Source organism: Sphingorhabdus pulchriflava (assembly GCF_003367235.1).
In the GTDB taxonomy this organism is placed as follows: Bacteria; Pseudomonadota; Alphaproteobacteria; order Sphingomonadales; family Sphingomonadaceae; genus Sphingorhabdus_B; species Sphingorhabdus_B pulchriflava.
On record NZ_QRGP01000001.1, the window covers coordinates 963437 to 990098 of the forward strand.

26 protein-coding genes are annotated in these 26662 nt (G+C 56.2%); 14 read left to right on the forward strand and 12 right to left on the reverse strand.

Annotated elements, in window-relative coordinates:
* Positions 1 to 31: 31 nt before the first annotated feature.
* The 5 genes from DXH95_RS04925 to DXH95_RS04945 are packed head-to-tail and all read right to left on the reverse strand — an operon-like array spanning position 32 to position 5100.
* Positions 32 to 655, reverse strand: coding sequence for an inner membrane-spanning protein YciB (locus DXH95_RS04925; protein WP_115548296.1), 624 nt, complete (start codon positions 653 to 655; stop codon positions 32 to 34).
* Entirely contained in the window at positions 652 to 1578 is a 927-nt protein-coding gene (gene ftsY / locus DXH95_RS04930) for a signal recognition particle-docking protein FtsY (RefSeq protein ID WP_115548297.1), read from the reverse strand. Before ftsY ends, DXH95_RS04925 begins: the two co-directional genes overlap by 4 nt.
* Positions 1575 to 2816: a tRNA (N(6)-L-threonylcarbamoyladenosine(37)-C(2))-methylthiotransferase MtaB gene (gene mtaB, locus DXH95_RS04935; RefSeq protein WP_115548298.1), complete on the reverse strand. Its 1242-nt coding sequence runs from the start codon at positions 2814 to 2816 to the stop codon at positions 1575 to 1577. Before mtaB ends, ftsY begins: the two co-directional genes overlap by 4 nt.
* Positions 2813 to 3622 carry a diaminopimelate epimerase gene (gene dapF / locus DXH95_RS04940; protein WP_115548299.1) on the reverse strand — a complete coding sequence of 270 codons (810 nt, stop codon included), beginning with the start codon at positions 3620 to 3622 and terminating at the stop codon, positions 2813 to 2815. Before dapF ends, mtaB begins: the two co-directional genes overlap by 4 nt.
* A gap of 53 nt (positions 3623 to 3675) precedes the next feature.
* Positions 3676 to 5100, reverse strand: a complete 1425-nt coding sequence (locus DXH95_RS04945) for a putative bifunctional diguanylate cyclase/phosphodiesterase (protein WP_239016543.1) — start codon at positions 5098 to 5100, stop codon at positions 3676 to 3678.
* A 495-nt stretch (positions 5101 to 5595) separates the two neighbouring features.
* On the opposite strand from DXH95_RS04945, the gene ffh reads away from it, so the two are divergent.
* The 6 genes from ffh to DXH95_RS04975 all read left to right on the forward strand — a co-directional run bounded on the left by ffh (position 5596) and on the right by DXH95_RS04975 (position 10417).
* Positions 5596 to 7095: a signal recognition particle protein gene (gene ffh, locus DXH95_RS04950; RefSeq protein WP_115548300.1), complete on the forward strand. Its 1500-nt coding sequence runs from the start codon at positions 5596 to 5598 to the stop codon at positions 7093 to 7095.
* A 50-nt stretch (positions 7096 to 7145) separates the two neighbouring features.
* Positions 7146 to 7664, forward strand: a complete 519-nt coding sequence (gene rpsP / locus DXH95_RS04955; RefSeq protein WP_115548301.1) for a 30S ribosomal protein S16 — start codon at positions 7146 to 7148, stop codon at positions 7662 to 7664.
* Between the two features lie 3 nt (positions 7665 to 7667).
* Positions 7668 to 8147: a ribosome maturation factor RimM gene (gene rimM, locus DXH95_RS04960; protein WP_115548302.1), complete on the forward strand. Its 480-nt coding sequence runs from the start codon at positions 7668 to 7670 to the stop codon at positions 8145 to 8147.
* A complete protein-coding gene (gene trmD / locus DXH95_RS04965; protein ID WP_115548303.1) occupies positions 8144 to 8848 on the forward strand; it encodes a tRNA (guanosine(37)-N1)-methyltransferase TrmD in 705 nt (234 codons plus the stop codon). The genes rimM and trmD overlap by 4 nt, the downstream gene beginning before the upstream one ends.
* 42 nt (positions 8849 to 8890) lie before the next feature.
* Positions 8891 to 9277, forward strand: a complete 387-nt coding sequence (rplS, locus tag DXH95_RS04970) for a 50S ribosomal protein L19 (RefSeq protein WP_115548304.1) — start codon at positions 8891 to 8893, stop codon at positions 9275 to 9277.
* A gap of 114 nt (positions 9278 to 9391) precedes the next feature.
* A complete protein-coding gene (locus DXH95_RS04975) occupies positions 9392 to 10417 on the forward strand; it encodes an aspartate-semialdehyde dehydrogenase (RefSeq protein WP_115548305.1) in 1026 nt (341 codons plus the stop codon).
* A gap of 40 nt (positions 10418 to 10457) precedes the next feature.
* Here the strand turns inward: DXH95_RS04975 and DXH95_RS04980 are convergent, their stop codons facing one another.
* Positions 10458 to 11699 carry a hypothetical protein gene (locus DXH95_RS04980; RefSeq protein WP_115548306.1) on the reverse strand — a complete coding sequence of 414 codons (1242 nt, stop codon included), beginning with the start codon at positions 11697 to 11699 and terminating at the stop codon, positions 10458 to 10460.
* A gap of 96 nt (positions 11700 to 11795) precedes the next feature.
* On the opposite strand from DXH95_RS04980, the gene DXH95_RS04985 reads away from it, so the two are divergent.
* Positions 11796 to 12449, forward strand: a complete 654-nt coding sequence (locus DXH95_RS04985; protein ID WP_115548307.1) for a 2-hydroxychromene-2-carboxylate isomerase — start codon at positions 11796 to 11798, stop codon at positions 12447 to 12449.
* Here DXH95_RS04985 and DXH95_RS04990 read toward each other — a convergent pair.
* The 3 genes from DXH95_RS04990 to DXH95_RS05000 are packed head-to-tail and all read right to left on the reverse strand — an operon-like array spanning position 12446 to position 15471.
* A complete protein-coding gene (locus DXH95_RS04990) occupies positions 12446 to 14005 on the reverse strand; it encodes a DHA2 family efflux MFS transporter permease subunit (protein ID WP_115548308.1) in 1560 nt (519 codons plus the stop codon). The two genes, DXH95_RS04985 and DXH95_RS04990, sit on opposite strands and share 4 nt — an antisense overlap.
* Positions 13980 to 15038 carry an HlyD family secretion protein gene (locus DXH95_RS04995; RefSeq protein WP_239016544.1) on the reverse strand — a complete coding sequence of 353 codons (1059 nt, stop codon included), beginning with the start codon at positions 15036 to 15038 and terminating at the stop codon, positions 13980 to 13982. Before DXH95_RS04995 ends, DXH95_RS04990 begins: the two co-directional genes overlap by 26 nt.
* Positions 15031 to 15471, reverse strand: a complete 441-nt coding sequence (locus tag DXH95_RS05000; RefSeq protein WP_115548309.1) for a MarR family winged helix-turn-helix transcriptional regulator — start codon at positions 15469 to 15471, stop codon at positions 15031 to 15033. Before DXH95_RS05000 ends, DXH95_RS04995 begins: the two co-directional genes overlap by 8 nt.
* Before the next feature lie 83 nt (positions 15472 to 15554).
* Here DXH95_RS05000 and DXH95_RS05005 point away from each other — a divergent pair, with 83 nt between their 5' ends.
* The 3 genes from DXH95_RS05005 (at position 15555) to DXH95_RS05015 (ending at position 18706) form a co-directional block, all read left to right on the forward strand.
* Positions 15555 to 16310 carry an alpha/beta fold hydrolase gene (locus DXH95_RS05005; RefSeq protein WP_115548310.1) on the forward strand — a complete coding sequence of 252 codons (756 nt, stop codon included), beginning with the start codon at positions 15555 to 15557 and terminating at the stop codon, positions 16308 to 16310.
* Positions 16307 to 16834: a hypothetical protein gene (locus DXH95_RS05010; RefSeq protein ID WP_115548311.1), complete on the forward strand. Its 528-nt coding sequence runs from the start codon at positions 16307 to 16309 to the stop codon at positions 16832 to 16834. Before DXH95_RS05005 ends, DXH95_RS05010 begins: the two co-directional genes overlap by 4 nt.
* Before the next feature lie 117 nt (positions 16835 to 16951).
* A complete protein-coding gene (locus DXH95_RS05015) occupies positions 16952 to 18706 on the forward strand; it encodes a M2 family metallopeptidase (protein WP_420822285.1) in 1755 nt (584 codons plus the stop codon).
* A gap of 4 nt (positions 18707 to 18710) precedes the next feature.
* On the opposite strand, the gene DXH95_RS05020 is transcribed toward DXH95_RS05015, so the two are convergent.
* From DXH95_RS05020 to DXH95_RS05030, 3 genes are all read right to left on the reverse strand, one after another.
* Positions 18711 to 19493, reverse strand: coding sequence for an SDR family NAD(P)-dependent oxidoreductase (locus DXH95_RS05020; protein ID WP_115548313.1), 783 nt, complete (start codon positions 19491 to 19493; stop codon positions 18711 to 18713).
* Between the two features lie 8 nt (positions 19494 to 19501).
* Complete coding sequence (locus DXH95_RS05025; RefSeq protein WP_115548314.1) at positions 19502 to 20935, reverse strand: AMP nucleosidase; 1434 nt, start codon at positions 20933 to 20935, stop codon at positions 19502 to 19504.
* A gap of 118 nt (positions 20936 to 21053) precedes the next feature.
* On the reverse strand, positions 21054 to 21533 hold the full coding sequence (locus tag DXH95_RS05030; RefSeq protein WP_115548315.1) for a peroxiredoxin: 480 nt from the start codon (positions 21531 to 21533) through the stop codon (positions 21054 to 21056).
* A gap of 229 nt (positions 21534 to 21762) precedes the next feature.
* Here DXH95_RS05030 and DXH95_RS05035 point away from each other — a divergent pair, with 229 nt between their 5' ends.
* The 4 genes from DXH95_RS05035 (at position 21763) to tsaE (ending at position 26662) form a co-directional block, all read left to right on the forward strand.
* Complete coding sequence (locus DXH95_RS05035; RefSeq protein WP_115548316.1) at positions 21763 to 22251, forward strand: hypothetical protein; 489 nt, start codon at positions 21763 to 21765, stop codon at positions 22249 to 22251.
* A gap of 98 nt (positions 22252 to 22349) precedes the next feature.
* Complete coding sequence (gene ahcY / locus DXH95_RS05040; protein WP_115548317.1) at positions 22350 to 23747, forward strand: adenosylhomocysteinase; 1398 nt, start codon at positions 22350 to 22352, stop codon at positions 23745 to 23747.
* Between the two features lie 120 nt (positions 23748 to 23867).
* On the forward strand, positions 23868 to 26249 hold the full coding sequence (locus tag DXH95_RS05045; protein WP_115548318.1) for a sensor histidine kinase: 2382 nt from the start codon (positions 23868 to 23870) through the stop codon (positions 26247 to 26249).
* Positions 26246 to 26662, forward strand: coding sequence for a tRNA (adenosine(37)-N6)-threonylcarbamoyltransferase complex ATPase subunit type 1 TsaE (gene tsaE / locus DXH95_RS05050; RefSeq protein ID WP_115548319.1), 417 nt, complete (start codon positions 26246 to 26248; stop codon positions 26660 to 26662). Before DXH95_RS05045 ends, tsaE begins: the two co-directional genes overlap by 4 nt.

Here is a 26662-nt window from a genome sequence, read left to right on the forward strand (position 1 = left end):
GCGGCGTTACAAGGGGTAGGGTGCGCAGGAATCAACCCTGCGGCGGAACCTGCGGTTCATCGCCCAGCTTCAATCCATGTTTGAGCAGCATCGGAATATTGGCCATCGCGAAGAGGAAGGTCACGATAGTGACGCCCCAGACTTTGAGCGTGAGCCACAGATCGAAGCTGAGCGTCGCGCGCATCGCTTCATTCGCGATTGCCAATGCAGCGAAGAACAAGCCCCAGTTGAGCGAGAGTTTGAGCCAGCCTTTGTCGTCCAGACCATCATAGGCGGCTTCCAAAACATAACGGAGCAGCGCCTTCCCGCGCACCCAGCCACCAATCAGCAGCAGGCCGAAAAATGCATAAATCAGCGTTGGCTTGAGCTGGATGAAACGTTCGTCGTGGAACCACAATGTCAGCGCGCCAAAAAAGACGCCCAGCGCGGCGGTAAGTTTGAGCATCGGCGAAATCTTGCCGATCTTCCACTTCGAAACGATAACAGCGATTACGATGGCAACCATGAATGTGCCGGTGCCGACAATGGCGCCCTGTTTGGGATCAGCATCAGACGATCCCAGTTTCGAGGCCGCGAAAAACAGCAGCAACGGCCCAAAATCGAGCAGGAAGTTGAGCAGGCCATGCTTTGGCTTTGCGTTCGCTGTGTCGTTCATGCTGATCCTGCAATCGCGACGGCAAGGTCGCGGGCATCAAAGGGGCGGAGGTCGTCGATGGTCTCGCCGACGCCAATGGCGTGAATTGGAAGCCCGAACTGCTTAGCAGCAGCAACCAATACGCCACCGCGCGCGCTGCCATCCAATTTGGTCATCACCAGACCGGTGACGCCAGCAACTTCCTTGAAGATTTCAATCTGGCTGAGCGCATTCTGCCCGGTGGTCGCATCGAGAACGAGCACCACATCATGCGGTGCAGCGGGATTCAATCGGCCGAGCACGCGGCGAATTTTGGCAAGCTCGTCCATCAACTCGCGCTTGTTCTGCAAGCGACCTGCGGTATCGACGATCAGGACGTCGATACCCTCTGCGGTCGCCTTCTTGACGGCATCAAAAACGACTCCCGCAGCATCTCCGCCTTCGGGGCCGGTGACGATGGGCACGCCGAGACGGTCGGCCCAGACCTTTAATTGGCCAATGGCGGCGGCGCGGAATGTGTCACCCGCAGCCAGCATCACGCCATAATCCTGCTCAAGGAAATTGTGCGCCAGCTTTGCAATGGTGGTGGTCTTGCCCGATCCGTTGACGCCAATCACCAGGATAACTTGTGGACGGGGGAAGGCGTCGATTTCGAGCGGCTTGGCGACGGGCGTCAGAATTTGTGTGAGCTCTTCCTCGACCACCTCGCGCAGGTCGGCCATGTAGATGCCCTTGTCGAAGCGTGTGGCGGCAAGCTTGTCGCGAATTTGCGCAGCCGTTGCCGGGCCCAGATCGGTGACGATCAGCGCCTCTTCAATCTCGTCGAGCATTTCGGCATCAAGCTTGCCTTTGGTAATCAGGCCGGTCAGATTTTCGCTGAGTTTGCTCGACGTTTTTTTGAGGCCACCAAACAGTTTGTCACGCCAGCCGGGATTGTCACTCATCCGGCGACCCTTCCTTGGAGCCGTCCATTATCCTGTCCTTCGATCTTTGCAGTCACAATGGTGCCTTCGGGCACCTTGCGGTCGAGTTCGACATAAGCGAAATTTTCCGAATGGCCAGATGCGCCGCCAGCTTCGACGACAATTTTTTGCGCGCTGCCGGAGAGAGACTGAAGCCAAGTATCGCGCTTGGCGGCAACGGATTCACGCAGCCGCCGGGCGCGATCTTTGATGTCTTGCGCCCTGACTTGCGGCATTCTGGCGGCAGGCGTCCCGGCCTTGGGCGAATAAGGGAAGATATGGCCGTGGACGATGTCGCAATCTTCCACCAGAGCGAGGCTGTTTCCAAACATCGCGTCATCCTCGGTCGGAAAACCGGCGATGATGTCGGCACCTATCGCGATGTCGGGTCGCCGCGCTTTCATGCGGGCAACGATCTCGATGGCCTGTTCGCGTGAATGGCGGCGCTTCATCCGTTTGAGGATAAGATTGTCGCCCGCCTGCAAGCTCAAATGGACATGTGGCATCACACGCGGTTCGCCAGTAATCAGATCGAACAAACGCTCGTCGATTTCGACCCCGTCAATGGAGGACAAGCGAAGACGGGGAAGGTCTGGAACCAGCTTGATGATTTGCTCCACCAGCCGCCCGAGATTGGGTTGGCCAGGAAGGTCGTGGCCATAGCTGGTAACATCAACACCGGTCAGCACTACTTCGGCGATGCCTCGGTCGACCAGCTTTTGGATATGTTCGACTACCTGTCCGGCAGGAACCGAGCGGCTGTTCCCGCGACCGTAGGGGATGATGCAGAATGTGCAGCGATGATCGCAGCCGGTTTGTACCTCGACAAAGGCGCGGGTGTTGCCGGAAAAGGCTGTGGCAAGGTGCGGTGCGGTCTGGTGCACCGCCATGATGTCGCTGACGCGCACCTTCGGGCCGTCGATAGCAAACAGGGCAGGGGATTTTTTCTCGATGTTGCCGATGACCGCATCGGCCTCTGCCATCGCCTCGAAGGTCTGCGGTTCGATTTGCGCTGCGCAGCCGGTGACGATTATGCGCGCATCGGGGCGGCGCTTACGGGCCTGCCTAATGGCTTGCCTGGTCTGGCGCACAGCCTCGTTGGTCACCGCACAGCTGTTGACGATGACCAGATTAGGTTCGTCACCCAGCTGCTCGGCAAGCGCATGGCTTTCAGCCAAGTTTAGCCGACAGCCCATTGTAATGATTTCGAGGCTGCTCAACCGAATGCGCTCCAGTCGGCCTGGCCCGTGAAGACATGGGTCGACGGACCCTCCATCTCGATTGGGCCGCCTTCCTGCCAGCCGATGCGCAGTTCGCCGCCGGGCAAATGGATCGTAACTGGTGAAGCTGCCTGCCCACTTCGGATCGCGGCAACGGCGGTGGCACAGGCGCCTGTACCGCAAGCCAGCGTTAGCCCGACGCCGCGCTCCCACACGCGCAGCCGAATGTTTTGCGAATCAACGATGGTCGCCACATTGACGTTGATCTTTTCGGGAAACAAAGGGTCTGTCTCGATAATCGGCCCAAGCCGCTCGAGATCAACTGAGTCGGTATCCGGCACAAAGAAAATGACATGCGGATTGCCGACATTGACCGCCATTGGTCGTTCGAGCGTTTCCCAGCCCACCGGCATGTCCATCGTATCCATCGGCATAGCGAGCGGGATGAATTCCCACTCGAAAGCGGGCGGATTTAGAAACACTGTCGCGCTATTGTCCTGCGGTCGGGTCTCGAGAATGCCGCCCTTGGTTTCAATCTGTGCCGGCGTACCGAGCAAAGTAGCGACACAGCGTGTCGCGTTACCGCAGGCTTCTACTTCACCCCCATCGGCATTGAATATCCGCATGCGGACATCGGCGGTGTTAGAGGGTTCGAGCAGGATAAGCTGATCGCAGCCGATACCGGTTCGCCGGTCGGCGATTGCATGCGCGCGCGGTGCCGTCATTTCGACAGCAGCAAGTCGCGCATCGATAATGACAAAGTCATTGCCGAGGCCATGCATTTTATGAAAGGACGTCACCGTCATAGCGGCGCATTAGGACAGCGGCTTAGGCACTGTCCAGCAAAACAGCCTTAGCCCTAGCCGATCGCCCGGCTATCGTTGCGGAATTCCTGCACGGCACTGGTTGCTTCAGCGCGTTCCGCAATGTTCGCCGATTTTTTCACGATCAGCATATTGCGTTCTGCCAGCATCTTGCGAACGTTGTCGATCGACATTGGCTGCCCGTAAAACCAGCCTTGCCCCTTTGTGCAGCCCAGTTCGCGAAGCTTGTCGATGATGTCCTGCTGCTCGATGCCTTCAGCTGTAATCGGTACGGAGAGGCTTGAGCCCAGCCCGGCAATAGCACTTACAATTGCCGCACTTTCCGAATTTTCGAGCATGGTCGAAACAAAGCTACGGTCAATTTTAATGCGGTCGAACGGCAGCGCACGCAGATGCGACAAAGAGCTGTAGCCTGTGCCGAAGTCATCGAGAGCGATTTTTATGCCCTGATTTTTCAAGCTGCCTACAATTGATTGGGCAAGGCTGAGGTTTTTGAAAAGTGAGCTTTCGGTGATTTCCACTTCGAGCCGACTTGCAGGGAATCCGGTTTCGACGAGCAGTTTGACGATCTTCTGAGCCAGCCAGGGATCTTTCAACTGCACAGGCGAGATGTTGACCGAAATCGTAAGTTTGGGATCCCAACCTTTGGCTTCCAACATCGCTTTGCGAATGATGCTGAGCGACAGGTCGCCTATCATTCCGGTATCTTCGGCGACAGGGATGAACTCGTCTGGCGAAATCAGCCCGCGCAGCGGCGAAACCCAACGCGCCAGCATTTCGAAGCCGGCCAGCTCGCCGGTCCGCAGGTCAATTTGTTGCTCGAAATATGGAACGAATTCATCGTTAGGGATGGCGGCCCGGATGTCGGCTTCCAGCGAATTGCGCGTGCGCAGTTCTACTTCCATACCGTTTTCGAACCAGCAGAAGCCGTTGCGTCCGTTTTTCTTTGCCGCGTAGAGCGCGATGTCTGCACGGCGGATCAACATATCGATTGAGTCACAGTCCATTTCCGGACGGGCAATACCGATGGATGCCGTGATGCTATGGTCAGTGTCGCCAATGGTGATCGGTCGGGCCAGAATTTCAATCAGGTCTTCGGCAACGCGGTCAACGGTTTCAGGAAATTCTGGTTCAAATACCATGCATATGCCGAATTCATCGCCACCCAAGCGCGAAAGCACACTTGACGGCGGCACCGTATCGCGCATTCGATCGGCCACTTCGCGCAGCAACTGATCGCCGCTATCATGACCGTATAAATCATTGATTTTCTTGAACCCGTCGAGGTCGATCATGAGGAAGGCTGCAGATTTTCCGCGCCGTGATGCCCGCGTCGACAGTTCTGCAGTCTTTTCTTTGACCGCTCTGCGGTTGAACAGGTTGGTCAGCGGATCTGTTATGGCCAGATGCTTGGCGCGCACTTCCGCTTGGCGATAGACGTCGACTTCATTGCTAAGCACGGTCGTCCGGCGCCAGATCAAGAGAATGAGAGCAATGTTGAGAAGAAGCGCGGAGGCCATCGTTTGGTCGGTCGTTGCGCCTTGACCAAGATAATGTCTGACAAATTGTGACCCCACAGTCCCGCCAAGAACCACAAAAAGGCCAAGCGCCCCTGCTATCAATAGCGTGGTAAGCGGTGATGTTTTGCGAAGCCTTACGCCCAAATCGTCTGATTGGGCATCCGCAGTGATATTTTGCTCGACGCGCATTCCGGCCATGTCCCTGTTGCGTCGGTGTTTATCAGCGGGAAAGGTCAAGATTAGGTTAATCTAAGGTTATAGTGGCAGCACCGCTTGCTATTGATGCCACTTGCATTCCTGCAGAATTCACCATATAGGCACCGCCGTTCGGGGCAATGCTCCGTTTTATCGATGTGCATGAACATCACACGCTGGTTGGCGAGGTTTCGCCCACCGGCGTTTTGTTCGTGTGGTGCATATGGTGAAGGAAGTTCGATGTTCGATAAGCTGAGCGACCGGTTGGGAGGCGTTTTCGATCGCCTGCGCGGTCGTGGTGCTCTGAACGAAAATGACGTTCGAGAGGCAATGCGCGAAGTGCGCGTGGCCTTGCTCGAAGCCGACGTTGCGCTCCCGGTTGCTCGTGAATTTGTCGAGAAAGTCACCGAAAAGGCTGTTGGTCAGTCGGTGCTTAAATCGGTTACGCCCGGTCAGCAGGTCGTCAAGATCGTCAATGATGCGCTTGTCGAAATGCTGGGCTCGGATGCGAGCGAGTTGAATTTGGCTGTTGCCCCGCCTGCGATCATCATGATGGTCGGCTTGCAGGGTTCGGGCAAAACCACCACGACTGCAAAAATTGCAAAACTTCTCAAAGAGAAAGAACGCAAAAAGGTATTGATGGCGTCATTGGACGTCAATCGTCCGGCAGCGCAGGAGCAGTTGGCGACGCTCGGCACGCAGGTCGATGTCGCGACTTTGCCTATTGTCGCCGGTCAGCAGCCGGTGGATATTGCCAAGCGCGCGATGCAGGCGGCGAAGCTGCAGGGCTTTGACGTGTTGATGCTCGATACTGCGGGTCGCTTACATGTCGACCAGCAGTTGATGGACGAGATGAAGGCGGTCGCAAATACCGCCACGCCGCAAGAAATCTTGCTGGTTGTCGACTCGCTGACCGGTCAGGATGCCGTCAATGTTGCCCAGAATTTCAGCGAACAGGTCGACCTTACGGGTGTAGTCCTGACACGTATGGATGGCGATGCGCGCGGTGGCGCGGCATTGTCGATGCGCGCGGTTACCGGCAAGCCGATCAAATTCGCTGGTGTTGGCGAAAAACTTGACGCGATTGAGGCGTTTTACCCCGAACGGGTTGCCGGCCGTATTCTGGGCATGGGCGACGTTGTCGGCCTGGTCGAACGTGCGGCGCAAGTTGTCGACCAGGAAGAATCCGAAAAGCTTGCCGCCAAAATGGCGAAAGGCCAGTTCGATCTGAACGATTTGCGCGCCCAGCTGCGCCAGATGACAAAGATGGGTGGCCTTGGTGCGCTCGCGGGCATGATGCCGGGCATGAAAAAGGCTAAGGCGGCGATGCAGGCCGGCGGCATGGAAGACAAACTGCTGCTGCGCATGGATGCAATCATCGGCTCGATGACACTGAAAGAGCGTGAAAAGCCCGCTCTTCTTAATGCGAAGCGCAAGATCCGTGTCGCCAATGGTTCGGGTACCACGGTGCAAGACGTCAACCGCCTCCTGAAAATGCATCAGGAGATGGAAAGTGCGATGAAGCGCATCAAGAAAATGGGCGGGTTGAAAGGCTTGGCCGCGCTGTTCGGCAAGTCGGGCGGCGATCTGGGTGCGACGATGGAAGGGATGCACGGCCTTCCGCCGGGATCGATGCCCAAGGGATTGGGTGGCGGCTTTGGCAGTTTGCCGGGAATGCCCGGTGGCGGGACAGGTGGATTGCCGCCTGACCTTGCCAACTTACTGGGCAAAAAGAAGTAGTTTTTCATTTTAATACAAGAAATTGAATCAGAAAGGTAAAGGTAAATCTTATGGCATTGGCTATGCGTTTGTCGCGCGGCGGTTCGAAGAAGCGCCCCTATTACAAAATCGTCGTTGCAGATGCGCGTGCACCGCGCGACGGCAAGTTCATTGAACGTATCGGCAGCTACAACCCGCTGCTCGCCAAGGATGATGCAGCTCGCATCGTTCTTGACGCCGACCGCGCAAAGCATTGGCTGGCCGCTGGTGCGCAGCCTTCGGACCGCGTTGCCCGCTTTCTCGACGCAGCTGGCGTCAAGGAGCGTTCGGCCAAGGTAAACGCCAAGAAGGGTGAGCCTGGCCAGAAAGCCAAGGATCGTGCTGAAGACAAGGCTGCAAAGCTGGCGGAAGCCGAAGAAGCTGCCGCTGCTGCAGCCGCTGCACCGGCGGTTGAAGAAGCTGTTGCTGAAGAAGCAGCGCCTGCTGAAGAAGTTGCCGCTGAAGAAGCCGCACCTGCCGAAGAAGCTGCGCCTGTCGCAGACGAAGCACCTGCTGCTGAAGAAGCCAGCGAAGAAAAGGCCGAGGGTTAATCCTTGGCTGAAAAGACTGTCACGCTTGCGGCCGTTGCCGGTGCGCATGGCGTGACGGGTGAAGTCCGGTTGAAGCTGTTCGCGGAAAGCGTGGACAGCCTCAAACGGCACAAAAGCTATAATGGCGGCGCACTGACTCTGAAATCTGTGCGCCCGCACAAAGACGGCGCGATCGCCCGCTTTGCCGAAATAGCTGACCGCAATGCCGCGGAGGCACTGCGCAGCACGCTCCTCACCGTTTCACGCGCCGAACTGCCGCCGTTGGGCGACGGTGAATATTATTATAGCGACCTGATCGGCTTGAACTGCGTTTCTACCGAAGGTGAAGATTTGGGCTTTTGCGTTGCCGTCGATAATTTTGGCGCGGGTGACATTCTTGAGATCGAAAAGCCGGACAAAAAGCGCTTCATGGTGCCCATGAACGCCAAGGCTGTGCCCGAATGGAGCGACAGGATCGTTGTAGAAGCGGCGTTTGTCCAATGACCTTTCAAGCCCAAATTCTGACCTTGTATCCCGAGATGTTCCCTGGTCCACTGGGCGTTTCTCTGGCTGGGCGTGCTTTAGCAGACGGCAAGTGGGCTTGTTCACCAATCCAGATCCGTGACTTTGCGACCGACAAGCATCGCACGGTCGATGATACTCCGGCAGGCGGCGGGGCGGGGATGGTTCTCAAGGCTGACGTCATGGCGGCAGCGGTTGATCATGCGATTGAAAAAGCAGCCGAATTGCCGGTGCTGGCAATGACCCCGCGAGGAAGGCCGATGACGCAACAACGGGTCCGTGAACTCGCGATTGGCCCCGGCGTAATCATCCTCTGCGGCCGTTTTGAAGGTTTTGACGAGCGCCTTTTTGATGCCCGACCCCAGATTGAGCAGGTCAGCATGGGCGACATCATCCTTTCCGGCGGGGAAATGGGCGCTTTGATGCTATTAGACGCTTGCATTCGGTTGCTTCCCGGCGTAATGGGCGCGCCCGATAGTGGTGATGATGAGTCCTTTGAACAGGGACTTCTCGAATACCCACATTATACCCGACCTGCTATTTGGGAAGGGCGCACGATCCCTGAAGTGCTGCGATCGGGGGATCATGCGAAGATCGACGCCTGGAGGAAACAACAGGCCGAGAACGACACACGGTTACGCAGGCCAGACCTTTGGGAGCGTTACAAGAACGCTCGGGACTGACCTGCCTCTGGCGAGCGGCGTGAAGAAGGAAGAAGACAGGCCATGAACCTGATCCAGACGCTTGAGCAAGAGGCGATTGCCGAACTTGCCACCAAGAAGAACATCCCGGAATTCCGGGCCGGTGATACGCTGAAAGTCGGCGTGAAGGTGATCGAAGGCGATCGCACCCGTGTGCAGAATTATGAAGGCGTGTGCATCGCGCGTTCGAACAAGGGCATGGGATCGAATTTCACCGTTCGCAAAATTTCGTTCGGCGAAGGCGTAGAGCGCGTATTTCCGCTTTACTCGCCCAATGTCGAAAGCATCGAAGTGGTTCGTCGTGGCGCTGTGCGTCGTGCGAAGCTCTATTATCTGCGCGGTCGCACCGGCAAGAAGGCACGTATTGCCGAGCGCCGTGACACCCGCATTACCACCAAACAGGAAGGCTGAGGCTGATCCCGTCTGGTTGCATTTAACCAAGATACCGAAAGGGCCGGGATCCGCTAAAGGGACCCCGGCCTTTTTCTTTGTCCCGATAGCAAGTTCGAATTTGAGGAATTGAAAATGGGTTATCGAGTAGTTGTCGCGGGCGCCACGGGCAATGTCGGGCGCGAAATGCTAAACATCCTTGCAGAGCGGGAGTTTCCGGCGGACGAAATCGTCGCGCTCGCCTCATCGCGATCTGCGGGTGATACCATTGAATATGGCGACACCGGCAAAATGCTCAAAATCCAGAATATCGAGCATTTTGACCCGACTGGTTGGGACATGGCGCTGTTCGCCATCGGCTCTGACGCGACCAAAATACACGCACCCCGCTTTGCCGCTGCAGGCTGTGTGGTTATCGACAACAGCTCGCTCTACCGCATGGACCCGGATGTGCCCTTGATCGTGCCCGAGGTGAACCCCGACGCGATTGACGGCTATACAGCGCGCAACATCATCGCCAATCCCAACTGCTCGACTGCACAGATGGTCGTCGCACTGAAGCCATTGCACGATGCCGCGAAAATCCTGCGCGTTGTGGTCTCGACCTATCAATCCGCCTCTGGCGCGGGCAAGGAAGGCATGGACGAGCTGTTCGAGCAATCGCGCGCGATTTTCGTGGGTGATCAGGTAGAGCCCCGCAAATTCACCAAGCAGATCGCCTTCAACGTCATCCCGCACATCGACAAATTCCTTGAAGACGGTTCGACTAAGGAAGAATGGAAAATGGTGGTCGAGACAAAGAAAATCCTGGACCCCAAGATCAAGATAACCGCTACCTGCGTGCGCGTTCCCGTTTTCGTCGGGCATTCGGAATCGATCAACATCGAGTTCGAAAACGAACTGTCAGCCGAAGAAGCCCAAAACATTCTGCGCGAAGCCCCCGGCGTGATGCTGGTCGATAAGCGCGAGGATGGCGGCTATGTGACGCCGGTTGAATGTGTCGGCGACTATGCAACCTTCATCAGCCGCGTGCGTGACGATTCGACTGTCGATAATGGCCTCAATCTTTGGTGCGTCTCGGATAACCTGCGCAAAGGTGCAGCGCTAAACGCTGTGCAGATTGCCGAATTGCTCGGCCGACGGCACTTGAAAAAGGGCTGAATCTAATCTGGGCGATTGGCGGCAAACAGCCGTCAATCGTTCAATTGAACTGTATCATCGTCGCCGGTCGAACGTCAGCTATCGCCAGATAGAAATCAAAGGCGAGGATCAACTCGCGCGATCTTGAATCGATGTTTTTGAGTTTGCCGAGTTTTGCTCGCATCGGCCGGAAGTCAACAAGCGTGACCGGCCCCTTTTTCTCAATCGCTTTCAAAGCCGGTGCATTGGTCGCCATTGCTTCACAAGGCTCTGCTTTGTTGCTTTGGGGCGATCGAGCTTGACCGCTAAAACAGTCGGCCATGATGTTGACCACGCCAATTTCTTGCGCATGCCCCCATTCAGCAGCGAAGTTGCCAAATGCCGGTAAATTTGTGTCGTTGATCCCGCGCATCGCATGGTTCCCGCCCAATTTAACCAAAACCCGAGGATTCCGGCCCAGGTTTGATTTTGTCCTATTATAGGCGGCGACAAAATTGGATTTCATATAGTCTTCGCGTTTGAGGTTGGCCTCGTAAAAACTGCCGATGCCGCGCGTATAGGGCGCATAAATGGCGCTGGTCATACGCAGTGCCGTCACAATCTCCCCTACAATCGCATTGCCGGCAAAGGCACCCGCCAATGCATCAATAGCAGGATCGTCGATTGATCCGACCATCATCGGATCTTTACGTTGGACTGCCGCAAAACTTGCGACAGCCGCTTTTTGCGCGTTGGTTTTTGCCTCGCGTTGCAGCATCGGCGGAAGGGAAGCGCCTGATCCCACAAACTCCTGATCTAGCCCCCACAGTGGCTCGATTTTTTCCGGTGAACGCAACGCCATCTTCTCCGCCGCTTTCGATTCTTCCGCGAAGAACAGAAATGGGAAAGCGAAACCATGGCCACTGCGCGCTTGCCAAGCCTCGAGCTTGCCGGCGCCTTGTTTTATCAACTCGGTTGCATATCGGGCGGACCAAGGGCCTACTTCGATCGCCAGCGCATCAGATTTGAGAGTTGCATGTAGTTGGTTGGCGAGAGCCGGGATGTCTGCGGTTGCGTGCTGTTCGCCCAAAATCACGATGCCTGCTTTCTCGCCCTCACCAATCAGGCGATCCCAGCCGGGTCCTGAATAGGTGCCATCAACACCCACATTGATGGCGAGGCTGTTTTCGTTGAATAACACAACCGTTTCGGCGTCGATCTTATCGCGATCGCTCTGTTGAACAGGCTGCGTTGAATGTACTGTTGTGTTGGAGTTCAAAATTGCGAGCATGGCGGCTGCAAATATCAGATTGCTGTTGGTCATCACGCCATTCCTTTAGCATGTGTATTACCTCAATAATACAGATAGGCAAGTGACAGCTTGGCTTGGCAGCGGGTGCCGCGCTGCTATAGTCAACCTATGACACTGACAGCTGATCTCTTCTTCTCGTTTCGCTCACCCTATTCCTACCTCGCTATAGGCCGATACCGGGCAATGGCGGAGGAGTGGGATGTCGATATCGCGCTGCGACCGGTCTATCCGCTCGCCATTCGCGAGCCCGATTTTTTTGAGCGCAATCCGCCCAACTGGCTGCGCTATACTTTTACCGATATGTTTCGTGTGGCCCAGTTTCACGGTATTCCCTTTGGTCCTCCTAGGCCCGATCCGATCGTGCAGAATGTGATGACGCGCAAGATCGCCGACGAGCAGCCCTATATCTTCCGTCTGACACGGCTAGGGCAGGCGGCGGCGCGGCGTGGAAAGGGCACAGCCTTTGCGCATGAGACGGGACGGCTAATCTGGGGCGGTGCGGAAAACTGGCATGAGGGCGACCATCTGGCAGAGGCGGCGCAACGCGCGGGACTTGATCTGACCGAGCTTGATGCGGAGGCCATTGCCGACGCAGAAGCGCTCGACGCTGAAATCCACGCTAATCAGGCAGCGTTGGAGGCCGGCGGTCATTGGGGCGTGCCAACGCTGGTTTTTGATGGCGAGCCTTTTTTCGGGCAAGACCGTATCGAAATGGCGCTCTGGCGGATGCAGCAAAAGGGGTTGCAGAAACGCGATGCCTAATCGGGCAAGTGTTGCGGTGGGCCAACCTCGGGTTTGACCGGCTTGATCAACAACACCAACGGCAGGAACGCGAGCACCATATAGAACATAAGCTGGAAGTCGCTCAGATAGGCAATCATCGCCGCTTGCCGGTTTACCTCTAGGTCCAGAACGCGCATCACGGCGTCGCCGAGTACGCCGAAGCGGTCGGCTGTTGACGGATCGATCACGTCAAAGCTGGATGAAGTTATCCTGCTGCCCAATTCTTCATGGTTGATCTGCATGCTGCGTGTCAGCATCGTCACGCTGATTGAAATACCCAAACTACCGCCCAGACTGCGGGCGAGATAGAGCAGGCTTGAGGCATCGGTGCGTACTGACAGCGGCAGCGTTGAAAAGGCAATCACATTGGTTGGCATGAAGGTGACACCCATGCCAAAGCCTTGCAGCAGGCCGACAGTGATGAAATGCCACGCCCCCATTTCGATAGCCCAACCGGTCATAAGCCACATCGACAGCGCGACGAGTGAAAAGCCCGAAAAGATAATCCAGCGAATGTCGAGGAAGGTGACCAACCGGCCAGCCACCACCATCCCGATCAATATCCCAATCCCGCGCGGGGCAAGCAGCGCGCCGGTGTCGAATACGGTGTAGCCATAGATGTTCTGCAGCATCGGCGGCAGCAATGCGAAAATGCCGTACATCATCAGGCCAATCAGCGACCCGAACATCAGCGCGGTCAGGAAGTTACCGTTGGTGATCATGTTGGGATCGAATAACGGCTTTTTGGTCGTCATGCTGTGGATAGCGAACATCCAGAATGCAGCGATCGCAACACCCAGCTCAATGATGATTTCCCAGCTTTCAAACCAGTCCTCATGCTGGCCACGATCGAGCATCAATTGCAACGAAGCGAGGCCAAGCGCGAGCATGGCAAAGCCGAACACGTCGAGCTTTCGTTCGGTGACCGGGCGCGATGGCAGCAACCACCAGAGCAGCGCCAGAGTCGGGATGCCGATCGGCAGGTTGATATAGAACACCCAGCGCCAGTTATAGCTTTCAGTCAGCCACCCACCGATCATCGGTCCGAAAATGGGGGCAATCATGATACCCATGCCCCAGACCTGCATCGCGCGCGGCGCTTTTTCCGGCGGATTGATATCCAGCAATATGGTCTGGGAAAGCGGGCCGATAAAGGCGGCGCATATCCCCTGCAGGATACGGAACAGAACCATTTGTGTGAGGCTGGTCGCGATGCCGCACAGCATTGATGTTACGATAAAGCCAGCAACGGCCAGAAGGAACAGTCTGCGCGATCCCACGCGGTCTGACAGCCAGCCTGCCGCAGGCATCGCGACTGCACTGGCGAGAATGTAGCTTGTGAGTACCCAAGTCACACTATCGATAGTCGCGCCCAGGCTGGATTGCATATGGGGTATTGCGACATTTGCGATCGTCGAATCGAGAATCTGGATGATCGATGCACCCATCACTGCAACAGTCAGCAAGCCCCTGTGCTCGACAGGAAGCGCTGCTTGACCGGCTATGTAATTATTTGCTGGTGTCGATGCGGACATAGGCCGACAGTCCGGCAATCATCTGCCGCTTTGGCTTTTCGAGGATTTCGATTCGTACCGGAACGCGCTGAGTAACCTTCACCCAATTGCCGCTGGCATTTTGTGCGGGAAGAACAGAAAATTCCGATCCTGTACCTGCTCCGATACTAGCGACACGTCCCTTGATCTTCAGGCCCGGATAGGCGTCAAAGCTGATTTCCGCAGGTTGGGCCACGCGCATTTTGGCGAGATCTGTTTCCTTGAAGTTGGCTTCTACCCAGCCATTGCCATCTGTAACGATCGTCAATGCAGGCAGGCCTTGCACCATCATCTGACCATATTGCAGCCGGTCTGCCTGGCTGATGGTTCCGCTTGCCGGTGCACGGATTGCGGTTTTGGATAGGTCGAGCAGTGCTTTGTCACGCTGGACCTGTCCAGCCAACACGCCGGGATTCACACCGGGAGCTGCGGCCCCTGTCGCCAGAGCCGCCCTTGCCATTTTCCGGTCAGCCTCTGCATTTGCCAATTTGCTACGTGCGGTAGACAGAGCATGCTCGGCGGCCTGCAGACGGGCCTTGGTGGTAAAGCCGCTCTGCATCAGCGACGACTGACGCTTATACTCTTCAGTAAAAAAGGCGACATCGTCGCGCGCAGCCTGAATGTCGACGCCGCTATTGCCGAGGTCGGTTTCTAGTGTGACCACTTTCACTTGCGCAGCGGCGATGGATGCCTCTGCCTGGGCAATCGCAATTTTGAATGGTTCGGGGTCAATACGGAAAAGCAGGTCGCCCGCTTTGACGTGCTGGTTTTCCTTCACACCTACTTCGACAATCCGGCCCCCGACTTCGGCTGCGACCGAAACCTTGTCTTGCTGCACATAGGCATTGTCGGTCGAGACATAATGGTCATTGGCCAGATAATAAGCGATGCCACCGATCAGCAGGAGCAATGGAACTGAAACCATTGCCAGCAAGCGCAACCATTTGCGCGGATGTTTGAGCGATTCTGAATCCATTTGCGCGCTGGGCTTCATTTGGGCATCAGCTTCAGCCATTGGCGGCCTCCGGCGCTTTGCGGGTGAGGTTAAGACGAATGGTGTCGAGCATTGCTTCAAGATCAGCTTGCTGGGCTTCGTTCAAACCCGAAACGGCATCGGCAAACAGTTCGGTGGCGAGCGGCTTAAGGTCTTCGAGACGCGACTCGCCCGACGGTGTCAGATATATGCGCCATGCACGACGGTCGCTAGGGTCGGCGCGGCGTTCGACCAGGCCGGAATCCTGCATCCGGTCTATCATGCGGCCCAATGTGATAGGCTCGACATCCATCATTTCCGCCAGCGCAACTTGTGTGCTGCCGCCAAAACGGTTGAGCAGTCCCAGAACACGCCATTGCGGCCGGGTGATGCCTTTGGTGCGGACACGTTCGTCAAATGCGCGTCGCATCAATCGTGCCGTATCGCCAATCAGGAAGCCAAGATCTTCACTCATAGCTACAGATATAATAGCAATGCTTATTATAGGCAATGCTGCAACTGCTTGCCTTGATGCGCAGGCCTGCCTAACCTTGGGCTATGCAAAATTGGACTTTCAAAACGACCGACGGCATCGCTCTCCATGTAAGAGAAATAGGCGCGGGCAGGCCACTCATTCTGCTGCATGGCTATTTCAGCGAAGCCGATACCAATTGGATCAAATATGGTCATGCCGCCGTGCTCGCCGAAGCGGGCTTTCGCGTTATCATGCCCGATCTGCGCGCGCACGGTCTTAGTGATAAGCCGCATGATCCCATTCATTATCCCAAGGACATATTGGCCAACGACCAGTTTGCGCTGATAGATCATCTTGGCCTCGGCGATTTTGACCTCGGTGGTTATTCGTTGGGCGGGAGAACCGTCGCTAGGATGCTGGCCAAAGGCTGCACGCCGCGCCGCGTGGTGATTTCGGGCATGGGGCTGGAGGGACTGTCTGATACGGGAAAGCGTGCCGGGCATTTCCGCCATGTGCTCGAAAATCTGGGTAAGCATGAGCGCGGCTCACCTGCGTTCATGGCCGAAGCATTTCTGAAAACCACCGGCGGCGATCCGGTCGCCTTGTTGCGGATATTAGATACTTTCGTCGACACGCCAGAGGACGTTTTGCGTTCCTTCGATTTTCCCATCGGCGTGATTTGCGGAGATGCAGACTCAGACAATGGCTCGGCAGCTGCGCTTGCAGAGCTAGTGCCCCGAGGGCAATTGATCACTGTTCCGGGCAATCATATGAGTGCCGTGATCAAAGCCGAACTTGGTTTGGCCATCCGGGATTTTCTTTTGGAAGAGGGCATATGACCGAAACACTGCTGGAAAAGCGTTTCTGGCGCTATTGGTTGGGCGGCTTACTGATCCTCGCCATCATGATTGCTATGAATCCGTGGTTTTCCAATGAAGTTTCGCCTTGGGGAATTAGGGATCACCAGTCTGCAGGTTCTGCTTTGCGCATCGATGCCATACAGGCGGCCTGGCAAGCGGCGGGTGTGATGAACCTAGCGCGCTTCGGCATTGCACTCGACCTGGTCTATATCGGGGTTTATTCGTTCGGGGCCTATTGTGGCGGACGCTTATTTGCGCAGTCTGAAAAGCTGTATTTGCGCCGATTGGGCTGGGTGATTGTAGCCGCAGCTTTGATCGTATGTGTGGCGGACTATATCGAAACGCTGTCACAATTCGTACAGGCCATGACGTTCAAAGGCAGCGATCTTCTGGCGGGAATTGCAGCGACCGCACAGCCGATTAAATCAACAGCATTTCTGTCCAGCTTTTTCGGTCTGCTAGCAGCACTCCTGCTTCGACGAATGGCACGCCGCAGCGCTTGACCTTCGCATTATCGAGGCGCAGTGCTGGCTCCAGAATATTCATTTCTGGGGAGTAATCCGGTGAAAAATTTCGTTTCTGCTGTCGCGCTGGCGGCGGCCCTCATTTCCACACCCGTTATGGCGCAAGATGCCGCGCCGACCGTTGCCGATGCTGAGGCTTTCCTTGCGAAGGTTGAAAAGGATCTATTCGATTTTTCTGTCGAAGGCGGACGTGTGGCGTGGATCAACTCTACCTACATCACCGATGATACCGACGCGCTTGCCGCAAAATATGGCGAAATCGGCACCGAAAAATCGGTGAAATATGCGCTTGAAGCCGCCAAGTATCAAAAGGTCGCCGGGCTTTCTGCGGAAACCAGCCGTAAGCTCGACATCCTCCGTGGCGGGCTTGTCCTTCCTGCGCCAACCAAAGACGGCGCGGCTGCTGAACTCAGCACCATCGCGACCAAGCTGAACTCGACCTATGGCAAGGGGAAGGGCACGCTCAAGGGCAAGGAAATCAACGGTTCCGATATCGAAGCTGAAATGGGCACCAACCGGAACCCTGACGATCTCAAGGAAATGTGGACCAGCTGGCACGACAATGTCGGTGCCCCGATGGGCAAGGATTATGCCCGGATGGTCGAGATTGCCAATGACGGCGCCAAGGAACTTGGCTTCAAAGACGTCGGCGCGATGTGGCGTTCAGGCTATGATATGCCCGCCGATGATTTTGCCAAACTGACCGACAAGCTTTGGCTTGAGGTGAAGCCGCTTTACGACGAACTGCACACCTACACGCGCAACAAGCTCAACGCGAAATATGGCGATGCTGTGCAGCCTAAAACCGGCCCGATCCGCGCTGACTTGCTCGGCAATATGTGGGCGCAGGAATGGGGCGGCATTTACGACATTGTCGCACCTGCAGGTGCCGGTGACATCGGTTATGATATTGGCGATTTGCTGAAAGCCAAAGGCATCGACGAAATCGGAATGGTCAAAATTGGTGAGGGCTTTTTCTCGTCGATCGGCTTCGAACCGCTGCCGAAAAGCTTCTACGAACGCTCGCAGTTCCTGAAGCCGCGCGACCGCGAAGTTGTATGTCATGCGTCGGCTTGGGACATCGACAATGTTGACGATCTGCGCATCAAGATGTGCATCAAGGTGAACACCGACGACTTCGTCACGATCCATCACGAGCTTGGCCACAACTACTACCAGCGCGCCTATAACAAACAGAGCTATTTGCACTTAAACGGCGCGAATGATGGCTTCCATGAAGCGATTGGCGATGCCGTGGCATTGTCGATCACGCCGGAATATCTGGTACAGATCGGCCTGCTCGATAAAGCGAAGGTGCCAAGCGCAGACAAAGACACCGGTCTGTTGCTGCGTCAGGCGATGGATAAGGTAGCGTTTCTGCCCTTTGGCCTGCTGGTCGATAAATGGCGCTGGGGCGTGTTCAACGGTTCCATTGCACCGGCGGATTACAACAAGGGCTGGACAGATTTGCGTCGCCAATATCAGGGCATCGTACCGCCGACCGACCGTGCCGCCGACCGGTTTGATCCGGGAGCGAAATATCACATCCCGGGCAACACGCCTTACACCCGCTATTTCCTGGCGCGCATATTGCAGTTCCAATTCTACAAGGCTGCGTGCGATGCCGCTGGCTGGAAGGGACCGCTGCATCGTTGTTCCTTCTACGGCAACAAGGAAGTCGGGCAGAAACTCAACGCCATGCTGGAAATGGGCGCGTCAAAGCCATGGCCTGATGCGCTGGAAGCTTTCACCGGCAGCCGCGAAATGTCGGGCAAAGCGATGCTCGAATATTTCAAGCCACTTATGGACTGGCTGAAAAAGCAGAACAAAGGGCAGAAGAAGGGCTGGTAACGCTTTAGGCGTTCCTGGCCATCAACCCGCCGTCGACTGGAATCACTGCACCGGTGATGAAGCTGGCGGCGGGAAGCACCAGACTTAGCGTCATGTGCGCAACTTCCTCGGGCCAGGCGTAGCGCCGCAAAGCGGTGCGGCGCTTGGCATAGAGTGTCTTGTCATCTTCCGGCACATTGTTGGTCATCCCAGTGCGGATTGGGCCGGGGCAGATGCAGTTGACGGTGATGCCTTCCTTACCAAGATCTACCGCCATGCCGCGCGTCAGGCCGGTAACGCCGGTTTTGGCGGCGACATAGGGCGTGTCGCCGGGCGTCGCGCCAAGCCCCTCGGTTGAGGCGATGTTGACGATACGAGCCGCATCGCTCTTGCGCAGCCAGGGAAGGGCAGCACGTACCGTGCGTTGATGTGCGGTCAACAGGATGGAAAGCGCCCGATCCCATATCGCATCATATTCGTCTACGGCATCAAGAGGACAGAATGCCGAGATACCTGCATTGTTGACTAGGATATCGATGCCACCAAAGTCGCTGGCGACATTGGTTACGACGGATTTGATCGCGTCATGATTTGAAACATCGAGCGCATAGGCGTTGGCCGTGCCGCCGCTGGCTCTGATTTCTGCCACGACCGCATCACAGGACGCCTGATCCAGATCGGTAACTGCAACCTTGGCACCTTCGCTGGCGAACAGGATGGCGGTCGCCCGCCCCATGCCGCTGGCCGCTCCGGTAACGATGGCCGTGCGGCCTGCAATCGAGCGCGACAATGGGGGGCATATTTCCATGATAATCCTCAGCGGAAGGGGGGTTCGTTAAAGGCGCGCAGCTTGCGGCTGTGCAGGCTGTTGCCGGCTTCGCGCAGCAATTCGCAGGTCTGAATGCCAATCTGGAGGTGCGCCGCGATGGCTTCCTCATAGAAGCGGTTGGCTTGCCCGGGGAGTTTGATTTCGCCGTGCAGCGGCTTGTCCGACACGCAGAGCAGGGTGCCATAAGGCACGCGGAAGCGATAGCCTTGCGCTGCAATGGTGGCCGATTCCATGTCGATGGCAACGGCACGCGATTGCGAAAAACGCAAGGCGCTGTCGGTGTATCGTAATTCCCAGTTGCGATCGTCTGTGGTCACAACAGTACCCGTACGCATCCGCCGTTTGAGGTTCGCGCCACTGGTGCCCGATACTTGCACAGCTGCAGCCTCAAGCGCCTGCTGCACTTCGGCAATCGGCGGAATGGGAATTTCGGGCGGCAGCACGCGGTCGAGGATATTGTCGTCACGCAAATAAGCGTGGGCGAGCACATAGTCACCGATCCGCTGGGTATCGCGCAAGCCACCGCAATGGCCGATCATCAACCAAACTTCAGGGCGGAGCACAGCGAGGTGATCGCAGATATTCTTCGCATTGGATGGGCCAACGCCGATGTTGACGAGCGTGATACCGCTCTCGCCCTCTGCCATCAGGTGATAGGCCGGCATCTGATGCTTGCGCCACGTGCTGTCAGCAACGAGTTGGGCATGATCCTCAGTAGCTTTATCGACATAAAGACCTCCCGCGCCCGACAGGGCCGTGTAGCGACCCTTGCCAACCTGTTGACAGGCCCAGGCGACAAATTCGTCAACATAGCGGTTATAGTTGGTGAATAGGATATAGCGCTGAAAATGCTCGGCAGGTGTGCCGGTATAATGCTTCAACCGGGCAAGCGAGAAATCGGTTCGCAGTCCGTCAAACAGCGACAGAGGCGAGCCATTTTCGTCAGCGATTAGCAACCCGTCGGCTGCTTCGTCGCCAATGTCTGCAAGATCGGTTGCCGGGAACCATTTCGAGAGCTCGGTCGGCGAAACGTCGCCCAGCTCTAACCCATCGAGGACATAAGGGAAGGGGATTTCCTGTTTGCTCGGGCGGACCTGCATTTCCAGCTCATATTGGTCGACCAGAAGATCGATCTGGCTGCGCAGATAGTCGCCGAAAATTTCGGGGCGGGTTAGAGTGACGCTGTAAGTGCCCGGCTTGTCGAGTCGTCCGAAGGCCAAGTTTGCGGCGTGGTCGCGCTCGGTTCCATGATATCGGATGACCAGTTCGGGATAGGCGAATGCGCCAATCGCGCGGTCCGCCATGTCGGGTAGGGTGCGGTCTTTGAGATAGGCCGCCAGTGCGTCGCGGAGGCGGGCAACCGATGCGTTATAATGTTCGGTGATTTGGCGGATTATGTCTTGTGTCTGTTTATTGGCCATGGAGGCGGATTGTCCATTTCATAGGATTTGGCAAGCAAAAAGGGCGGAGGTAACCCCGCCCTTGTGCTGACGGGGTGGCCTGAACCACCCCATATGATGATGGAGTTTCAGTGTCGCGTCAGAGCTGTCCGAGCATATGGTCAGCAGAGCTGACTTTGAAATCGCCCGGCGCTTCGACATTGATCTGTTCGACAACACCGTCGTTGATGACCATCGAGAAACGCTGGCCGCGCTTGCCCATGCCAAAGCCCGAACCGTCCATCGTTAGGCCAACAGCTTCGGCAAAGTCGGCATTGCCGTCTGCCAGCATGGTTATGGCGTCAGAGCCACCCGACTTGTTCCAGGCGCCGAGAACGAACGCGTCGTTAACAGCCGTACATGCAATTTCGTCGATGCCCTTGGCCTTAAGTTCATCGGCCTTTTCGACAAAACCGGGAAGGTGGCGAGCCGAGCAAGTCGGCGTAAATGCACCGGGCACTGAAAACAGCGCAACCTTACGGCCTGCAAAATATTCAGAACTCTGCACCGGCTGAGGCCCCTCTGCAGTTGCCTTTACAAGTTTCACATCGGGGAGTTTGTCACCTACTTTGATTGTCATGGCTGTTCCTTCCTTGGCCCATATCGAATTGCGCCAACTGCATTACAGTTGCGTTGCACTTCTACAAATAGGGATTTGGACCAAAGGTTCCAAGTGAAGCGGTGCCATTAAAAGCGATGCACATATGCAACAGCTCAATTGGTTAATTGCACTTTACCTTTGATGTTGAAAATTCGGTAAACAGGGCAGGCCGAAGCTGGCTCCTCCAATCTGTTGGAGGGGTGTTGAAATGAAGAAAAGCACAGGGGGTTTCGCTGCATTGGCGATAGCCTTTTCGTTGGTCGCAACTCCGGCACAGGCATGCTGGACCAATGTTGAACAAGATGCAGCGCGGATAGCCAATATGAACCAGATGCTGATGGTATCCGCGCTGCGCTGTCGCTTTGGGCAGCATAATTTTCTCGACAATTATAATCGCTTCATCCGGAATAATAATGATGTGCTGTCCAGCCAGCATCATATCATCGAGGGGCATTATGCCAAAACGGCAGGGCACAAAGCAGCCTTTGCTGAACTCGACAAATTCATGATCGGACTGTCAAACTATTATGGCGGCGGGCATGGCAACCCGGATTGCAGCAAGCTTGAAAAACTGTCGCATCACCTCTCGAAAGGGCGGCACGACGTGGAATCCTTGGCGGTTCTCGCTGATGAGCAAGTCGGTGTTCCCAGACAAGCGGCACAGGCTTGTTCCGTGAACATCGCTGCACGCCGCTGAGCGACGCCATATAAAGCAATCTTTATATAGAGATTGCCTTGTTTCAAATTCTCGGCTAGGGGCCTGCCATCCAAAATCCCCTAGCCGGAGTTTATCCTGTGTCCGCAGATTATGTAGTCGCCGACCTTTCGCTTGCCGAATATGGTCGTGCAGAAATAGCCATTGCTGAAACCGAAATGCCGGGCCTAATGGCGCTGCGTACCGAATATGGTGCTTCGCAGCCTTTGAAAGGCGCACGCATCACTGGTTCGCTCCACATGACGATCCAGACTGCTGTCCTCATCGAAACGCTCGTCGCTCTCGGTGCCGAAGTTCGCTGGGCTACCTGCAACATCTTCTCGACGCAGGACCATGCTGCTGCTGCGATTGCGGCTGCAGGTATTCCAGTTTTCGCTGTGAAGGGCGAAACGCTGGCAGATTATTGGGACTATGTCGGCAAGATTTTCGATTGGGATGACGGCTCTGGCCGCACCGCCAACATGATTCTCGACGATGGCGGCGACGCCACAATGTTCGCACTGTGGGGCGCGCGCATCGAAGCGGGCGACGAACTGCCCGAACCTTCCAATGCCGAAGAAATCGAATTCCAGCGCGCGCTGAAGGCGTTCGTCAAGGCCAAGCCGGGCTACCTCACCATGTCGGTCGCTCATATCAAGGGCGTGTCGGAAGAAACCACTACTGGCGTCCACCGCCTGTACCAGATTGCCAAAGACGGCAAACTGCCTTTCCCCGCGATCAACGTGAATGACAGCGTCACCAAGTCGAAGTTCGACAACCTCTACGGCTGCAAGGAATCGCTGGTTGATGCGATCCGTCGCGCCACCGACGTCATGCTGGCAGGCAAGGTCGCCTGCGTTGCCGGATTCGGCGATGTCGGCAAGGGCTCGGCGGCCTCGCTGCGTCAGGGCGGCGCGCGGGTCATGGTCACCGAAATCGATCCGATCTGCGCTTTGCAGGCGGCGATGGAAGGCTATGAAGTCGTTACGATGGAAGAAGCCGTGCAGCGTTGCGATATCTTTGTGACAGCCACCGGCAACGAAGATGTCATCACGGCCGAGCATATGAAGGCCATGAAGCCGATGAGCATCGTTTGCAACATCGGTCACTTCGACAGCGAAATCCAGATTTCGGCGCTCGACAATTACAAGTGGACCGAAGTGAAGCCCGGAACCGATCTGGTGGAATTTCCCGACGGTAAGCAGATCATTATCCTCGCCAAGGGACGCCTGGTCAACTTGGGTTGCGCCACTGGCCACCCCAGCTTTGTGATGTCGTCAAGCTTTACCAACCAGACGCTGGCGCAGATCGAACTGTTCACCAAGACATCGGAATATAAAAACGAAGTCTATGTGCTGCCGAAGCATCTGGATGAAAAGGTTGCTGCCCTGCACCTCGAAAAACTGGGTGTGAAGCTGACCAAGCTTTCGCCCAAGCAGGCAAGCTATATCGGCGTGTCGAGCGAAGGGCCGTTCAAACCCGATCACTACCGTTACTGATTGTTCGGAGACGAGCTCACAACAAATCAGGCCTGCCATTTGGTGGGCCTTTTTTGTTGCGTCCGGTGCGCTTTCGTTGCACCGCAAAATTCGTAACATTTGGTTGCCGGGAATTATTGGATGCAAGGCGGAAGCCTTACTTTTGCGTTGATTGGCTTGCTTTTCGGTGTCTGGCTGGTTGGGGCTGGCTATGCCATCTGGACGGGCCTTGCAATGCGCCGCCGTGCGCGCGCATCCCTAAGGCAGACAGCCAAGCTGTCGCGGTTGATGGAGACCGCCCCAGCCGTTCCCGTTATTGTTCGTGGTGACGGAAAGTTGGAGGCATCAGAGCGTTTTTGCCTGATGTTTGGTCTGACCAAATTGCCCCCTACGATGAACGAACTGCTTGCGGAATTGGCCGTCGGTGGCGCGCAAAGCGGATGGCAGAATCTGTCGGCCTTTGTGCGTGAGACGCAAAGGACAGGCAAATCGGCGATCTGCAGATTGTCGCTGGACGGTTCCCCCCGGCGTTTCATGGCGAAGATCAGTCTGGCCGACGCACAAATCTATCCCAATGGCGCGGCCATGCTTTGGTTCTTCGATCTCACCGATACGGTTCGGGAAATTGAACGGCTTGAAGATGAATCCCAATCGGCACGCAACGCTTTTCAGGCGTTGGCGGGATTGATCGAAGCTGCGCCGCTGCCAATGTGGCATCGCGGCCCTGATTATCGGCTGAACTTCGTGAACAAAGCCTATGTCGATGCTGTCGAAGCCCAGGATGGCGAGCAGGTGGTCGCCGACGAAATCGAACTCATCGAAACTGTCAACGGAAAGTCACCCTTTGCGTTTGCCGCAGAGGCGCAAGAAACCAAGGTTCCATGTGAACGCCTGGTTTCTGCAACAATTGACGGAAAGCGTCGACAACTGCGCGTGTATGATATCCCGATGGGCGACATTGGCGTCGGTGGCCTTGCCGTTGATATGCAGGACCTATCTGACGCGCGCGCCGACATCCGCAGACAAAGTGAAGCGCAGCGCAACCTGCTGGACAAGATGTCGGCAGGCGTCGCCCAGTTTGCTGGCGACCGTTCGCTCTCCTTTGCCAATTTGCCGTTCCAGCGGATTTTCAACTTTCCAGAAGATTGGCTCTCAGAAAAGCCTGAATTCGCCCGCGTTCTTGAGCGGATGCGCGAAAACAGCCGCATGCCGGAAGTGCGCGATTTCCCCGAATGGCGGGCTGAACGTGAAACCTGGTTCCGCATGGCGGTGCCGGTTGAGGAAAATTGGCTTTTACCGGACGGCACCCATTTGCGGCTCGTCGCGCAACCAACCCCCGATGGCGGGTTACTTTTGATTTTCGAAGACCGGACAGAGCAGGCACAACTCGCAAGCGCGCGTGATACGCTGTTGCGCGTGCGGACGGCGACTTTCGACAATCTGTTTGAGGCCGTTTCCGTTTTTTCATCGGATGGTCGTTTGAGCATCTGGAATAAGCGTTTTGCGCAAATCTGGACGCTGGAAGAAGAAACATATCTTGCGACGCATCCGCGCTTCGACGAAATGTTGCCGTTGTTGGGAAATAGTTTGGAGAAGGCGTCGCATGTGTCAATTCTACGCGAATTGCTGCAGATGACCATCACGACACGCCAACCGCGACGCAGCAAGATTGCGTTCAAGGACGGCAGGGTGTTCCAGATGTCGACGGTGCCGCTGCCCGACGGCAACGCGTTGCTAGCGATGCTCGACATCTCGGATGGTGTTCAGATTGAACAGGCACTTCGTGACCGCAATGCGGCGCTATCAGAGGCGGACGCCATCAAGGGGCGCTTCCTGGCGAATATGAGCTATGAATTCCGCACGCCGTTGACGTCAATAAGCGGGTTTGCAGAACTGCTGCGCCAAGGCATCGCTGGCGAATTGAACCCGCAGGCGCAGGAATATGTCGAAGCCATTGCGAAATCGGCGGATCGTTTGTCTCAGCAGATTAATTCGGTGCTCGACTTCACCCAAGGCGAAGCAGGAGCCTTGCCCGTGGTTCGCAAGCCGGTGGATGTCGCGGACTTTGTCAAAACCGTTGCGGATTCCTTTGCCGAACGCCTTTCGCAAAATGGATCGACGCTTGCCCTTGACATAAAGCCCAATGCCGGGATTGTGATGGGCGACAGCCAGCGTTTAAGGCAAGCTTTGAGTTCAATTATCGACAATGCGCTGGAGCATGGCGGAAAAAATGTCCGCCTTCTGGTTCATGCAGCGGGTGACAGGAACAGCGCTACGATCATCGTTTCCGACAACGGGCCCGGCATGACTGCACAAAAGCAAGCTTTGGCCTTTGATACCTTCACACGCTCGCAGTCGGCAGCCGAGCGGTCGACACGTGAAGGCAACAATGCGATGGGACTTGGATTGCCGTTGGCGCGCAAACTGGTTGAATTGCACGAAGGCAGGCTAGAACTGGAATCGCAGCCGGGGCAGGGAACTACCGTTGCGATCCAATTGCCGCGAAATGCTAAAGCGGCATGATCGTTCGAACTGAAGCCGAAATGGAGCGGTTGGGCTTTGATCTGGCTGGGCGCGTTGGTCCCGGTCAGTTGGTGACGCTTTCCGGTCCATTAGGCGCTGGAAAGACCGTGCTAAGCCGGGCGATTTTGCGGGCGTTGGGCTTTGACGGGGATGTGTCTAGCCCGACCTACGCGATTATCCACGAATATGATGAGCCGGCGATGCGGATGCCGGTTGTCCATGCAGACCTGTATCGGCTAAAAGCTCCCGGCGAGTTGTACGAGCTTGGACTTTTTGACGATCAAGCGAGCTTGAAACTGGTCGAATGGCCAGAAATGGGAGGCCAAGCGCTTCTGCGCGTGGACGTCGCAATTACCATTACGCCGTTGGCCGACGGCAGTCGCGAAGTGACAATCAACGAAAAAGGGATGTGA